This is a genomic window from Streptomyces sp. NPDC058632, assembly GCF_042717095.1.
GTDB lineage: Bacteria > Actinomycetota > Actinomycetes > Streptomycetales > Streptomycetaceae > Streptomyces.
Map to the genome: position 1 here is coordinate 24071 of NZ_JBHXQZ010000007.1, position 12294 is coordinate 36364.

12 protein-coding genes and 1 pseudogene are annotated in these 12294 nt (G+C 71.5%); 7 read left to right on the plus strand and 6 right to left on the minus strand.

Annotation, left to right across the window (positions count from 1 at the left end; all coding sequences use genetic code 11):
- The first annotated feature begins 184 nt into the window (after nucleotides 1–184).
- Together ACFWVE_RS04780 and ACFWVE_RS04785 are read left to right on the plus strand one after the other, a co-directional pair.
- The gene (locus tag ACFWVE_RS04780) at nucleotides 185–544 is read left to right on the plus strand and encodes a hypothetical protein (protein ID WP_384008228.1); all 360 of its coding nucleotides are present in this window, start codon (nucleotides 185–187) and stop codon (nucleotides 542–544) included.
- Between the two features lies 1 nt (nucleotide 545).
- Nucleotides 546–992 (plus strand): hypothetical protein, encoded by a 447-nt coding sequence (locus ACFWVE_RS04785; RefSeq protein ID WP_384008350.1) that lies wholly within the window; start codon nucleotides 546–548, stop codon nucleotides 990–992.
- A gap of 67 nt (nucleotides 993–1059) precedes the next feature.
- Here ACFWVE_RS04785 and ACFWVE_RS04790 read toward each other — a convergent pair whose 3' ends face one another.
- From ACFWVE_RS04790 to ACFWVE_RS04800, 3 genes are all read right to left on the minus strand, one after another.
- Complete coding sequence (locus ACFWVE_RS04790) at nucleotides 1060–1557, minus strand: GNAT family N-acetyltransferase (protein ID WP_384008352.1); 498 nt, start codon at nucleotides 1555–1557, stop codon at nucleotides 1060–1062.
- 57 nt (nucleotides 1558–1614) lie between these two features.
- A complete protein-coding gene (locus tag ACFWVE_RS04795) occupies nucleotides 1615–2109 on the minus strand; it encodes an RNA polymerase sigma factor (protein WP_384008230.1) in 495 nt (164 codons plus the stop codon).
- 113 nt (nucleotides 2110–2222) lie between these two features.
- Entirely contained in the window at nucleotides 2223–3404 is a 1182-nt protein-coding gene (locus ACFWVE_RS04800) for a glycerophosphodiester phosphodiesterase (protein WP_384008232.1), read from the minus strand.
- A gap of 505 nt (nucleotides 3405–3909) precedes the next feature.
- Between ACFWVE_RS04800 and ACFWVE_RS04805 the strand changes: the two genes are divergently transcribed.
- Nucleotides 3910–4581 (plus strand): lysophospholipid acyltransferase family protein, encoded by a 672-nt coding sequence (locus tag ACFWVE_RS04805; RefSeq protein ID WP_384008234.1) that lies wholly within the window; start codon nucleotides 3910–3912, stop codon nucleotides 4579–4581.
- 122 nt (nucleotides 4582–4703) lie between these two features.
- On the opposite strand, the gene ACFWVE_RS04810 is transcribed toward ACFWVE_RS04805, so the two are convergent.
- The 3 genes from ACFWVE_RS04810 to ACFWVE_RS04820 form a co-directional block, all read right to left on the minus strand.
- Complete coding sequence (locus tag ACFWVE_RS04810; RefSeq protein ID WP_384008236.1) at nucleotides 4704–5675, minus strand: aldo/keto reductase; 972 nt, start codon at nucleotides 5673–5675, stop codon at nucleotides 4704–4706.
- A gap of 94 nt (nucleotides 5676–5769) precedes the next feature.
- Nucleotides 5770–7215 (minus strand): argininosuccinate lyase, encoded by a 1446-nt coding sequence (argH, locus tag ACFWVE_RS04815; RefSeq protein WP_384008238.1) that lies wholly within the window; start codon nucleotides 7213–7215, stop codon nucleotides 5770–5772.
- Nucleotides 7216–7343: 128 nt separating this feature from the next.
- On the minus strand, nucleotides 7344–8537 hold the full coding sequence (locus ACFWVE_RS04820) for an argininosuccinate synthase (protein WP_384008240.1): 1194 nt from the start codon (nucleotides 8535–8537) through the stop codon (nucleotides 7344–7346).
- 274 nt (nucleotides 8538–8811) lie between these two features.
- On the opposite strand from ACFWVE_RS04820, the gene ACFWVE_RS04825 reads away from it, so the two are divergent.
- The 4 genes and pseudogenes from ACFWVE_RS04825 to ACFWVE_RS04840 all read left to right on the plus strand — a co-directional run.
- A complete protein-coding gene (locus ACFWVE_RS04825; RefSeq protein WP_384008242.1) occupies nucleotides 8812–9705 on the plus strand; it encodes a hypothetical protein in 894 nt (297 codons plus the stop codon).
- A gap of 129 nt (nucleotides 9706–9834) precedes the next feature.
- Nucleotides 9835–10452 (plus strand): pyridoxamine 5'-phosphate oxidase family protein, encoded by a 618-nt coding sequence (locus ACFWVE_RS04830; RefSeq protein ID WP_384008244.1) that lies wholly within the window; start codon nucleotides 9835–9837, stop codon nucleotides 10450–10452.
- Between the two features lie 150 nt (nucleotides 10453–10602).
- On the plus strand, nucleotides 10603–11985 hold the full coding sequence (locus ACFWVE_RS04835; RefSeq protein ID WP_384008246.1) for a ferric reductase-like transmembrane domain-containing protein: 1383 nt from the start codon (nucleotides 10603–10605) through the stop codon (nucleotides 11983–11985).
- Nucleotides 11986–12024: 39 nt separating this feature from the next.
- Nucleotides 12025–12294 (plus strand): annotated as a pseudogene (locus ACFWVE_RS04840) (FMN-binding protein); the annotation flags it as partial.

Consider the following 12294-nt stretch of genomic DNA (forward strand, 5'->3'; position numbering starts at 1 on the left):
GTTTAGGTGTGGGGTTTGTTGTACACGTGGTGGGTGTGCGTATGGTTTTATCTCCCCACCCACCCTGGGGGGCCCGCCGGGGGGGCCCCCGGGCCCGGGTACCACCGCGGACGGGCACGCACCCGGGCACGGGCAGGTGGGGCCGGGCGCGGCGGGGCCATTACGGCGTAATAGGGTCGCTGCCATGCTTGATGCCCTGACGCCTGCGACCGGTGTCGCCGCGCTGCTGCTCGCCGCGTGGTGCGGCTGGGCCGCCTACCGCGACCAGCCGACGAAGGACTGGCACTTCATCGGTATGGCCGTGGTCACCCTGCTGACGCTGGTTCAGCTGGTGGTCGGAATCGTGCAGCTGGCCCGGGGCGAGGAGCCGGAGCAGGGGACGGTCGTCTTCGTGGCGTATCTGCTGGGCTCGTTCGCGTGCGTCCCGGCGGCGGGCTTCATGTCGCTGGCCGAGCGCACCCGGTGGGGCTCGGTCACGGTGGCCGCGAGCGGTGTCGTGCTGGCCGTGCTCGAGGTGCGGCTCCATGACATCTGGAAGGGCTGAGATGACCGCGGCGGAACACGGACCGGAGCGGAAGCCGGAGCGGAAGCCGGACGGCACCCGGCTGATCGGCGGACCCGGACTGCTGCTGGTGTGGCTGTACGGGGTGATGGTCGTCGGCGCCGTGTCGCGTTCCGCGTACCAGATCGCCACCGAGTTCGACCGGGCGCCGCTCGCCTACTCGCTCTCGGCGATCGCGGGAGTGGTCTACGGATTCATCACGTACACCCTGGTCCGCGGTGGGGAGACGGCCCGCCGGGCGGCGCTGGTGTGCTGTGCGGCCGAGCTGGTGGGCGTCCTGACGGTCGGCACCTGGACCCTGGTGGATCCGTCCGCCTTCCCCGACGCGACCGTGTGGTCGGACTACGGGATGGGCTACCTGTTCATCCCGGTCCTGCTGCCCCTGACCGCCCTGTACTGGCTGCGCAAGGCCCGCACCCGCACGGTGTGAGGGCCGCTTCCCGGGCGGACGGTGGGGGCCGCGCCCCGGTCGGGCGGCGGCCCCGTCACGCGCCCGGTCAGGCGGTGGCCGCGTACGAGTCCGCCGTCTTCTCCAGGACGATCATCGGTACGCCGTCCGTGCCCCGGGACGTCCCGACCCGCTGGTAGCCGACCTTGCTGTACAGCTGGAGGTTGCTCTCGCTGCGGTGGCCGGCCTGGAGGCGGAACATCCTGGCACCCCGCTCGTCGGCGAGGGCGGACTCGGCGGCGCGCAGGAGCCGGGCACCGATGCCGTGCCCCTGGAGGCGGGGGTGGACGCAGAGCTTGCCGATGGCCGCGGCGGCGTCCTCGGTGCTCCTGCCGTGCACCGAGCCGACGATCTCGTCGCCGAGCCGGGCGACGAAGACCAGGTCGGTGGTGACCTCCTCGCGAACCGAGTCCAGACTCTGGACGAGAGGCGCGATGCGGTAGTTGCCGTACAGCGCCGCCTCGCTCTGGAAGCACAGGTACTGCAACCTGAAGATCTGCTCGGCGTCCTGCTCCGTCGCCGCAGAGATGGTCACGCTCATGCCCATGTGCGCACGCCTCCCGCTCACCTGATCACCTGTCGTCCCTCACTCCTATCCCCCTCCTCACCCGGACGCAACCTCCGGCGCGAGCAAACGACGCAGACATCCCAGACATCTGGAGCGTTCCGGCCCCAGGCTGCCTTGTGAGATACCCAACTCCCCCGCGATTTCCCGGTATGTCGGGTCGTGCGGGGACAGCAGCGCCTCCAGCAGCCGGGGACAGCGGCCCGGCAGCCGCCGCACCGCCTCCCGCAGGGCGCGGCGGCGGGCGGCGGCGAGGGCGAGGAGTTCGGGGTCGCCCTCGCCGGTGTCGGCGGGGTCACCGGCCCACGGTGTCTCGTGCCGGGTGGCGCGGCGGGTGCGGCGGGCCTCGGCGCGGACGGTCCGGCGGAGCCAGCCCGGGGGGTCGCGCGGCGGGTCGTGCGCGTCGAGGCGCTCCAGCAGGCGCAGCCAGACCGCCTGTTCCAGGTCGGCGGGTTCGGCGCCGGACGCATACGCCTCGGCGGAGGCCTCCGCGGTGAGCAGTGGGCCAAGGACGGTGACCAGGTGGTGCGTCATGTGCGCAACGACGCCGGCCGCCCCGGGCCGGGTTGCCCAAGGCGGCCGGAAGTCACCCCAACCGGGGCGGAACGGCTCGGCGGTTGACGACGGCGGCCGAGCGCTGTTCGCACTCAGCTGGTGCGGAAGTCCTCGCGGGCCAGCAGACCGGTGTCCGGGTGGTCGGTGAAGACGCCGTCGATGCCGGTGGCGAAGTAGGCCCGGAAGGCGCCGAAGACGTCGCCGTAGGCGTCGGGGTCGCCGCCCTTGCGGAAGTCCGCGGGCAGGAAGGGGTTCTCGTTGCGCATCGTGTAGGGGTGCAGGATCAGGCCGGCCCGGTGCGCGTCACGGACCAGGGTGGTGGGCTCGGTGAGGTTTCCGGCCCTGTCCCTGGGGATGATCAGGTCCAGGGTCGGGCCGATGCCCTGCGCGTAGGAGGCGATCTCCTTGAGGCCCTTCGGCGTGACGAGGTCGGCCACCGTGCGCGGGTCGCCGTTCTCCACGAAGTCCCAGGGACGGCTGTTCGCACCGGAGAGCAGCACGGCGAGCGGGTTGCCGACGAGCCGGCTCATCCGCTGGATGCTGGTGGGCTCGAAGGACTGGATGATGACGGGCGAGTTCTTCTTGTCCTTGCCGTGCCTGCGCAGCAGCCGGGCGAGGAGTTCCTCGGTGCCCAGGCCCAGCTTGCGGAAGTAGGTGGGGTGCTTGAGCTCGGGGTAGATCCAGACCTGCTTGCCGCGCCTTCGGGTCTGCTCGTTCTGCCAGCGGAGCACCTCTTCGAAGGTGGGGATCCCCCAGCGGCCGTCGTAGAGGGTGTTGTGCGGACGGTTGGCCGGAATGCGCTCGACGGCGCGCAGCCGCTTCAGTTCGGCGAGGGTGAAGTCCTCGGTGAACCAGCCGGTGACGGAGACGCCGTCGAGCAGCTTCGTACGCTCGCGGCCGGCGAACTCGGGGTGGTCCGCGACGTCCGTGGTGCCGCCGATCTCCGGCTCGTGCCGGCAGACGAGGTGGCCGTCCCTGGTGGGCACCAGGTCGCCGGCCTCGACGATGTCGGCACCCAGGTCGAGGGCGAGGTCGTAGGCGCCGAAGGTGTGTTCGGGCCGGTAGCCGCTGGCGCCCCGGTGGCCGATGACCGTCGGGACGGGCAGACCCTTCAGCCCTCGCCCGCCGTGCCGGGACTCGGCGGCTCTCGCCGTGCCGCTCAGCCCGAGGACCGTGCCGCCCGCACCGAGCACCGCCGCGCCGAGGAGCGCCCGCCGTCCGGTTCCGCCGGACGCCGTCGTTTCCGTCCGCTCGCCCGACTCCTGCGTTCCCATGGGGACCCTCCTGCCGTTGACCGTCAGTGCGGGGCGATCGTAGGGGCGCGTACATGGCGAATGGGAGACCGTGACCGGAACACGCGGGTGATACGGGGATACGGGATGCCGCGCGGGCCGGCCGCGACCCGAACGGGCGTATGGGGACAGAACGTCTGACATGCCGTCGGGGTTGGGGGTGCCGTACCGGGGTACCCGGCCGGTCCGGACGGCCGGCGGCGCGCCTCCCGCGCTCCGCGGGTCGCGCGTGGTTCCATCCGGGCCGTACCCGCGCCCCGGCCGGCGTGGGTCCGCACCCCCGGGCCGACGGCACCGGCTTCCGCGGACGCGACATGCCTCACATCCCGGCGCGCGTGTTACGGCCGGGCAACACCGTGTCACCGCAGGTGAACATGCGTAGACATCGTGCAATACCAGGTGAACCCGGCGTGCGGGACCCCCTCCGCCGCGAGTAATGTCCTCACCTGCACAGACTCATACCGCATTCCCGACACCGGAGGACCCGTTGTCCCGCTTCGCGCTCATCAAGGCAGTGCTCGGCCCGGTCATGCGCCTGATGTTCCGCCCCCGGGTGGAGGGCCTGGAGCACATCCCGGGTGACGGTCCGGTGATCCTGGCGGGCAACCATCTCACCTTCATCGACTCGATGTTCCTGCCGCTGGTCTGCGAGCGTCAGGTCTTCTTCATCGGCAAGGACGAGTACGTCACCGGCAAGGGGCTCAAGGGCCGGCTGATGGCCTGGTTCTTCACCGGCGTCGGCATGATCCCGGTCGACCGCGACGGCGGCCGGGGCGGGGTCGCGGCGCTGATGACCGGTCGTCAGGTGCTGGAGGAGGGCAAGGTCTTCGGCATCTATCCGGAGGGCACCCGCTCCCCCGACGGCCGTCTCTACCGGGGCCGCACCGGTATCGCGCGGCTCACCCTGATGACCGGCGCGCCCGTCGTCCCGTTCGCCATGATCGGCACCGACAAGCTCCAGCCGGGGGGCGCGGGCCTGCCCCGGCCGGGCAGGGTCACGGTCCGCTTCGGCGAGGCGATGGAGTTCTCCCGCTACGAGGGCATGGACCGCGACCGCTATGTCCTGCGGGCCGTGACCGACTCGGTGATGACCGAGGTCATGCGCCTGTCCGGCCAGGAGTACGTGGACATGTACGCCAGCAAGGCGAAGGCGGCCTGACGCCCGACGCCCCAGAACCTCCGCCCGGCGGCGGCCGGGAGTGCTGCCGCACCCGCGCCCGCCGCGAGCGCCGGCCCGGCGCCGAAGGAGCTCGTCGAAGGAACACCTGGGCGGTGGGCTCCTCAGTGCCAGGCCAGCCGTCCGCGACGCTCCCAGTACGCGTGCGGGTCCTCGGGCAGCGCGGCGAGGCGGGCGAGCTGCTCGTCGTCGAGGTCGACGACCGCCGCGTGCAGGTTGGAGGCGAGCTGCGCGGTGGTGGCGGCGCCGGAAAGGACCACGCCCGCCCAGGGCCGGCGCAGGACGAGCGCGAGGGCGACGGCGTCGCATGCCAGGCCGGTCTCCTCCGCGACGGACCTGAGCGCGTCGGGAGCGTGGGCCGCGGCCAGCCGCCCGTTGGCCATGCCCTCCTTGACGATCACCGTGAGCCCCGCGTCATGGGCCGCGGCCAGTGCGGACTCGGCGGAGGTCTCCAGCGCGTTGTAGGTCGACTGGACGGTACGGAACAGGGGTTCCCCGTCGACGGTGACGGCGAGCGCGGCGCGGATGGCGTCGGCCTGGGCCGGACCGCTGGTGGAGAAGCCGACGGTGAGGCCCTGGGCCGCCGCCTCGGCGAGCCGGACGTGGAGGTCCTTGTCGGTGAGGGCGGGACTGTCCGGGGTCACCGAGTGGATCTGGTAGAGGTCGAGCCGGTCTCCGAGCAGCGCGTCGGACTCGGCACGCTGCCGCTCGTAGGCGGCGAGGGAGTGCTCCTTGATCTCGTGGTGCTCGGCGTCGGTGGACCAGTCCGCGGTGTACGTGTAGCCCCATTTGCTGCCGATGACGACGTCGTCGGCGTCGGGCCGCTTCGTCAGCCAGTCCGCGAGGAACTCCTCGGACCTGCCGTACGAGCGGGCCGCGTCGAAGTAGCGGACGCCCTGGGCGTAGGCGGCGTCGAGGAGGTCGTGGGTGCGGGTGCGCAGGGCCTCGACGCCGCGGTCGCCGCCGAGGTCGTCGTCGCGGCCCAGGTTGATGTAGCCGGGCCGGCCGACAGCGGCGAGTCCCAGGCCGATGTGGCAGGTCGGGGTGGTGGCCGAAGCCAGTTTGGCGAAGGGCATCGGGGCTCCGATCGATCGGCTCCTTGCGGCTGCCCGACCAACGTAACCCGCGATGCCCTTCCGGAACCGGACCGGCGGCCTCCCGGCGGCCGGTCTACTTCTCGGCGTCCTGCCGGCTCCTGGCGTCGGCCCAGGCGTGCTGGGCGGCCACGTCGGCCTTCACCTCGGCGAGCTGGACGGCGACCGCGCTCGGTGCCGTGCCGCCGCGGCCGTCCCGGGAGGCGAGGGCACCGGGGACGTTGAGGACGGTGCGCACCTCGGGGGTGAGGTGCGCGGAGATCTTCACGAACTGCTCGTCGGTCAGCTCGTCGAGTTCCTTGCCCTCGGCCTCGGCGGCCTTGACGCACTCGCCGGCCACCTCGTGCGCGACGCGGAACGGCACGCCCTGCTTGACCAGCCACTCGGCGATGTCGGTGGCCAGCGAGAACCCGGCCGGGGCCAGCTCCTCCATGCGTTCGCGGTGCACGGTGAGGGTGGCCATCATCCCGGTGAAGGCCGGCAGCAGGATCTCCAGCTGGTCGATGGAGTCGAAGACCGGCTCCTTGTCCTCCTGGAGGTCGCGGTTGTACGCGAGCGGGAGGGCCTTGAGGGTGGCCATCAGACCGGTCAGGTTGCCGATCAGCCGGCCCGACTTGCCGCGCGCCAGCTCCGCGATGTCCGGGTTCTTCTTCTGCGGCATGATCGACGAGCCGGTGGAGAAGGCGTCGTGCAGGGTCACGAAGGAGAACTCCTTCGTGTTCCAGATGATGACCTCCTCGGCGATCCGCGAGAGGTTGACGCCGATCATCGCGGTGATGAAGGCGAACTCGGCGACGAAGTCCCGGGAGGCGGTTCCGTCGATGGAGTTGGCCGCGCTGCCGTGCTCGAAGCCGAGGTCGCGTGCGACCGCCTCGGGGTCCAGGCCGAGGCTGCTGCCGGCCAGCGCGCCCGAGCCGTACGGCGACACCGCGGTCCGCTCGTCCCACTGGCGCAGCCGCTCGGCGTCCCGGGACAGCCCCTGGACGTGGGCGAGGACATGGTGGGCGAAGAGCACCGGCTGGGCGTGCTGGAGGTGGGTGCGGCCGGGCATGGCCACGTCCGGGTGGGCCTCGGCGAGGCCGACGAGGGCGTCCTGGAGCTCGGCGATCAGCCCGCCGAGCGTACGGGCGTGGTCCCGCAGGTACATCCGGAACAGGGTGGCGACCTGGTCGTTCCTCGACCGTCCGGCGCGCAGTTTGCCGCCGAGGTCGGGGCCGAGGCGCTCCAGCAGGCCGCGCTCCAGGGCCGTGTGCACGTCCTCGTCGGCGATGGTGCCGGTGAACGAGCCGTCGGCGACGTCCGCCTCCAGCCGGTCGAGGCCCTCGATCATGCGGGTGAGCTCGTCCTCGGTGAGCAGGCCCGCCCCGTGCAGTACGCGTGCGTGCGCCCGTGAACCGGCGATGTCGTAGGGCGCGAGCCGCCAGTCGAAGTGGACGGACGCGGACAGCTTGGCCAGGGCCTCGGCGGGACCGTCGGCGAAACGGCCGCCCCAGAGCCGTACGTCACCGCTGTTGCTGCTCACTTGCGTTGCTCCTCGAAGACAGGCAGATCATGGATGGGCCACATCATGGATGTGCCACCGCCTCCTCACTCAGGCGCAGGAGAGTGAGGAGGCGGTGTCAGAGTAGTGCGTGACGGCTCGTCGGCCGGTCAGGCGAGGTCGCGCTTGGCGGCGATCTTCGACGACAGGCTGTAGATGTCGATGAAGCCCTTGGCCGCCGCCTGGTCGAACGAGTCGCCGGTGTCGTAGGTGGCGAGGTTGAAGTCGTACAGGGACGACTCGGAGCGCCGGCCGGTGACGACGGCCCGGCCGCCGTGCAGCGTCATCCGTACGTCGCCGTCGACGTGCTGGTTGGCCTCGGTGATGAAGCCGTCCAGGGCGCGCTTGAGCGGGGAGAACCACTGGCCGTCGTAGACCAGTTCGCCCCAGCGCTGCTCGACCTGCCGCTTGTAGCGGGCGAGTTCGCGCTCGACGGTGACGTTCTCCAGCTCCTGGTGGGCCGTGATCAGCGCGATGGCGCCGGGAGCCTCGTACACCTCGCGGGACTTGATGCCGACGAGGCGGTCCTCGACCATGTCGATCCGGCCGACGCCCTGGGCGCCCGCGCGCTCGTTGAGCTGCTGGATGGCCTGGAGGACGGTGACGGGCTTGCCGTCGACGGCGACCGGCACGCCCTCCTTGAAGGTGATGACGACCTCGTCGGCCTCGCGCGCCACGGCGGGGTTCTGCGTGTACTCGTAGACGTCCTCGATCGGCGCGTTCCAGATGTCCTCGAGGAAGCCGGTCTCGACGGCGCGCCCGAACACGTTCTGGTCGATGGAGTACGGCGACTTCTTCGTGGTCGCGATCGGCAGGCCCTTGGCCTCGCAGAAGGCGATGGCCTTGTCGCGGGTCATGGCGTAGTCACGGACCGGGGCGATGCACTTCAGGTCGGGGGCGAGGGCGACGATGCCGGCCTCGAAGCGGACCTGGTCGTTGCCCTTGCCGGTGCAGCCGTGGGCGACGATGCCGGCGCCGTGCTTGTGCGCGGCGGCGACGAGGTGCTTGACGATCGTCGGCCGGGACAGCGCGGAGACCAGCGGGTAGCGGTCCATGTAGAGGGCGTTGGCCCTGATCGCCGGGAGGCAGTACTCGTCGGCGAATTCGTCCTTGGCGTCCGCGACCTCGGCCTCGACGGCACCGCAGGCGAGCGCGCGCTTGCGGATGACGTCCAGGTCCTCGCCGCCCTGGCCGACGTCGACCGCGACGGCGATGACCTCGGCGCCCGTCTCCTCGGCGATCCAGCCGATGGCGACGGAGGTGTCCAGACCGCCCGAATAGGCGAGTACGACGCGCTCGGTCACGGGATTCTCCTTACAGTGCATTCGCTGATATGCATGAGTATGCAGGAGGACGCATGATTCGTCAATCCAGCTCCGCCCGGAGGGTTTGAAACCGATCCGATGGGTCGATTTCGGGCGGCTTCCGAGGGTGATTCGACGTGTGGTTGAACGCGGGTAATCGCTTTCCCGTATCTCCCGCAGGACGCAGGCGCCGCGTCGGCACAGCCGAGCCCTCCCCCACGGGCTCTCCCCCACGCAACCCCGAACCCGAATCCGACCCGAGTGAGGCATTCGCATGTCCAGGGCCCTTCCGAAGTACAACAAGCGCCGCGTCGGTCTCATCGGCGGCGCCGCCGCGGTGGCACTGTCCGGTGCGGTGATCGCCGGTTCCGCCCTCGCCGGCGAGTCGTCCGACGACAGGGCGAACGCCCGGACGCTCGCGGGACCGGGCACGGTCAGCTGCCCCGACGTCGCGCCGGAGCTCCCCGCGATCCCCGCCTCCGCCCAGGCCGAGGTCGACCGCAACCTCGGCCAACTGGACACCCAGATCAACGAAGCCGACCAGCGCCTCGTCGACACCGCCGGCCAGGGCGGACCCAACTTCGTCCAGAACGCCATCCTCGGCCCCCTGGAGGACAAGCGCGTCGCCGCCATCAACCGCATCGCCACCGCCATCGGCCGCACCGCCGAACGCCCCGCCGGACTCGACTCCCTGGCCGCCTGCACGCTCGATGCCCAGGGCGCGGCGGACGCGGGCGGGGAGGCAGGCGGTGACGGCGACGGCGCCGGGGAGGAAACCACCGCCCCGCCCGCCGGCGACGCCGGTCAGGGAGCGGACCAGGGCGACGCGGGCCAGGAGGGCGGGGACGGCGCGGGCGACGCCGGGAACGCCGGCGTGGGCACGGTCAGCTGCCCCGACGTCGCGCCGGAGCTCCCCGCGATCCCCGCCTCCGCCCAGGCCGAGGTCGACCGCAACCTCGGCCAACTGGACACCCAGATCAACGAAGCCGACCAGCGCCTCGTCGACACCGCCGGCCAGGGCGGACCCAACTTCGTCCAGAACGCCATCCTCGGCCCCCTGGAGGACAAGCGCGTCGCCGCCCTCAACCGCATCGCCACCGCCATCGGCCGCACCGCCGAACGCCCCGCCGGACTCGACTCCCTGGCCGCCTGCACGCTCACCAAGTGACGTGACAGGCGCCGTGGCCGCCCCGCGTACGCCGGCCGGGGCGGCCACGGGTGGGGCCCCGGCGCCGTCCGGACTCCCCTCCGCCCTTTTCCTTAGACAGGTGAACAAACCGCGCCCATACTCGGTGACATGGGAAAGACTCATGAGCGCATAGACGGCCGCCTGCGCACGTTCATCGAGGCGCAGCCGGTCTTCTTCACCGCGACCGCACCCCTGTCCGCCGACGGCACGGTCAACCTCTCGCCCAAGGGCCTCACGGGGTCCTTCGCGGTTCTCGACGAACTCACCGTGGCCTACCTCGACTTCGCCGGTTCCAACGCCGAGACCATCGCCCATCTGCGGGAGAACGGCCGCATCACCCTGATGTGGTGCGCCTTCCAGGGGCCGCCCACCATCGTGCGCGTGCACGGCCGCGGCGAGCCCGTCTTCCGGGACGACCCGCGCTTTCCGGAACTGCTCGCCCGCTTCCCCGCCATCGATCCGGCGCTCCACGGCCTGCGCGCGGTCGTCGTCGTGACCGCCGACCTCATCCGCGACACCTGCGGCTACGCCGTCCCCTTCATGGCGTACGAGGCGGACCGCGACCTGCACGGGAAGCGGTTCGCACGCGAGGACGACGCCTCGCTGGACGCGTACTTCACCAGGAAGGACCACGTCGCGACGAGTCTCGACGGCCTCCCCGGGCTGCCCCTGCCGCTGCCCCCGTCCCCGCGCCCCTCCTCCATGTCCGCACCCCAGGACGGGTAACGGCCGCACGCCGCCGTCCTGCCACCGGACGCCGCCGTCCCACTTCCTGCCCCCCTACCCCCTATCCCCTACCTACCTCCGGGTACCGCTGAACGCTCCCGTGTCACGGCACGTATGTGTGGGCCAAGGGCCAAGTCCCACGGAGGAACCGTGACCACCACGCTCGCAGGCGGACGTGCCGCCCGCCGCCAGACGATGCGCCGCATCCGTCCGCGCCGCTCCCCCGCCGTGCCCCTGCTGCTCGCCGTAGGGGCGGGCGCGGTGGCCGTGCTGTGGTTGTGGTGGAACAACACACCGTCCATCTCGGACACCACCGGCCGGATCATCGCCGCGGGCCGCATCACCGGTCTGCTGGGCGGCTATCTGATGGCCCTCGTCGTGCTGCAGATGGCCCGGGTGCCCGCGCTGGAACGCCGGGTGGGCTCGGACCGGGTCGCCCGCTGGCACGCGATGAGCGGGCGCTACACCGTCAGCCTGGTCGTCGCCCACGTCTTCCTCATCATGTGGGGCTACGCCCTCCAGGCGGGCAAGGGCCTGGGCGACATCGTCCAGCAGACGATCACCTCGGTCGATCAGCTGCCGGACATGGGCAAGGCCGCCATCGGCACGGGTCTGCTGTTCCTGATCGCCCTCCTCTCGATCGGCCCGGTCCGCCGCCGGCTGCCGTACGACAGCTGGTACCACGTGCACCTGCTGACGTACGCGGTGATGTACCTGACGTTCTGGCACCAGATCACCACCGGCAACGAGTTCGCCGTGGAGCCGTCCGCGAAGACCTTCTGGTACGGGCTCTACGGCGCCGTCACCGCGCTGGTCCTCTGGTACCGGGTGATCACCCCGATCCGGCTGAACCTGCGGCACCGGATGCGGGTCGAGGCGGTCGTCGAGGAGACGCCGGGCATCGTGTCGGTGCTGATCAGCGGGCGCAGGCTGCACCGGATCGGCGCCGAGGCGGGGCAGTTCTTCCGCTGGCGGTTCCTGGCACCGGGAATGCGGTTCAGCTCCCATCCGTACTCGCTGTCGGCGGCGCCCCGCCCCGACATGCTGCGGATCACGGTGAAGGCGATCGGCGACCACACCACCCGGCTGCGCGAGCTGGAGCCCGGCACCCGGGTGTGGGCGGAGGGCCCCTACGGGGCGCTGACCGCCCAGCGCCGCAGCCGCGGCAAGGTGCTGCTGGTCGCCGGCGGCGTGGGCATCACGCCGATGCGGGCCCTGTTCGAGACGCTGCCCGGCGCCTCCGGCGACATCACCCTGCTCTACCGGGCCAACAGCACCCACGACCTGGCCCTGTGGAGCGAGCTGGCCAAGATCGCCGACGAGCGCGGCGCCCGTCTGATGTACGCGGTGAACAGCCCCGAGGGGGAACGCCCCGACATCTCCGCGGAGAGCCTGCGCCGCAAGATTCCCGACATCGACGACCACGACGTCTTCATGTGCGGCCCGCCCGGGTTCGCCCGGTCGGTCTACGACGCACTGCGCGGCGCCGGGGTTCCCGCCCGCCGTATCCACCACGAGTCGTTCGAGATGTGAGCGACGGGTCATCCACACCCATCAGGAGCTTGAGAAACGATGAGGAAGAGTCACCCCGTCCGGCGTGCCGTGCTGGCCACCGCCGCCACCGTCTCCGGGATCGTGCTGCTGCTGACGCTGAAGCCCGGTTCCGACGAGGGACCGGCGGACGCGGCCGGCGCCGTCCCGCCCGCGGCCGCGCAGTCCCCGCAGGGCGGCACCCAGGCCATCGCGAACGGCACCGTCACCGGTGACGCGGCCGACACCCAGTACGGCGCGGTCCAGGTGCGCCTGACCGTCAGCGGCGGAAAGATCACCAAGGCCGAAGCC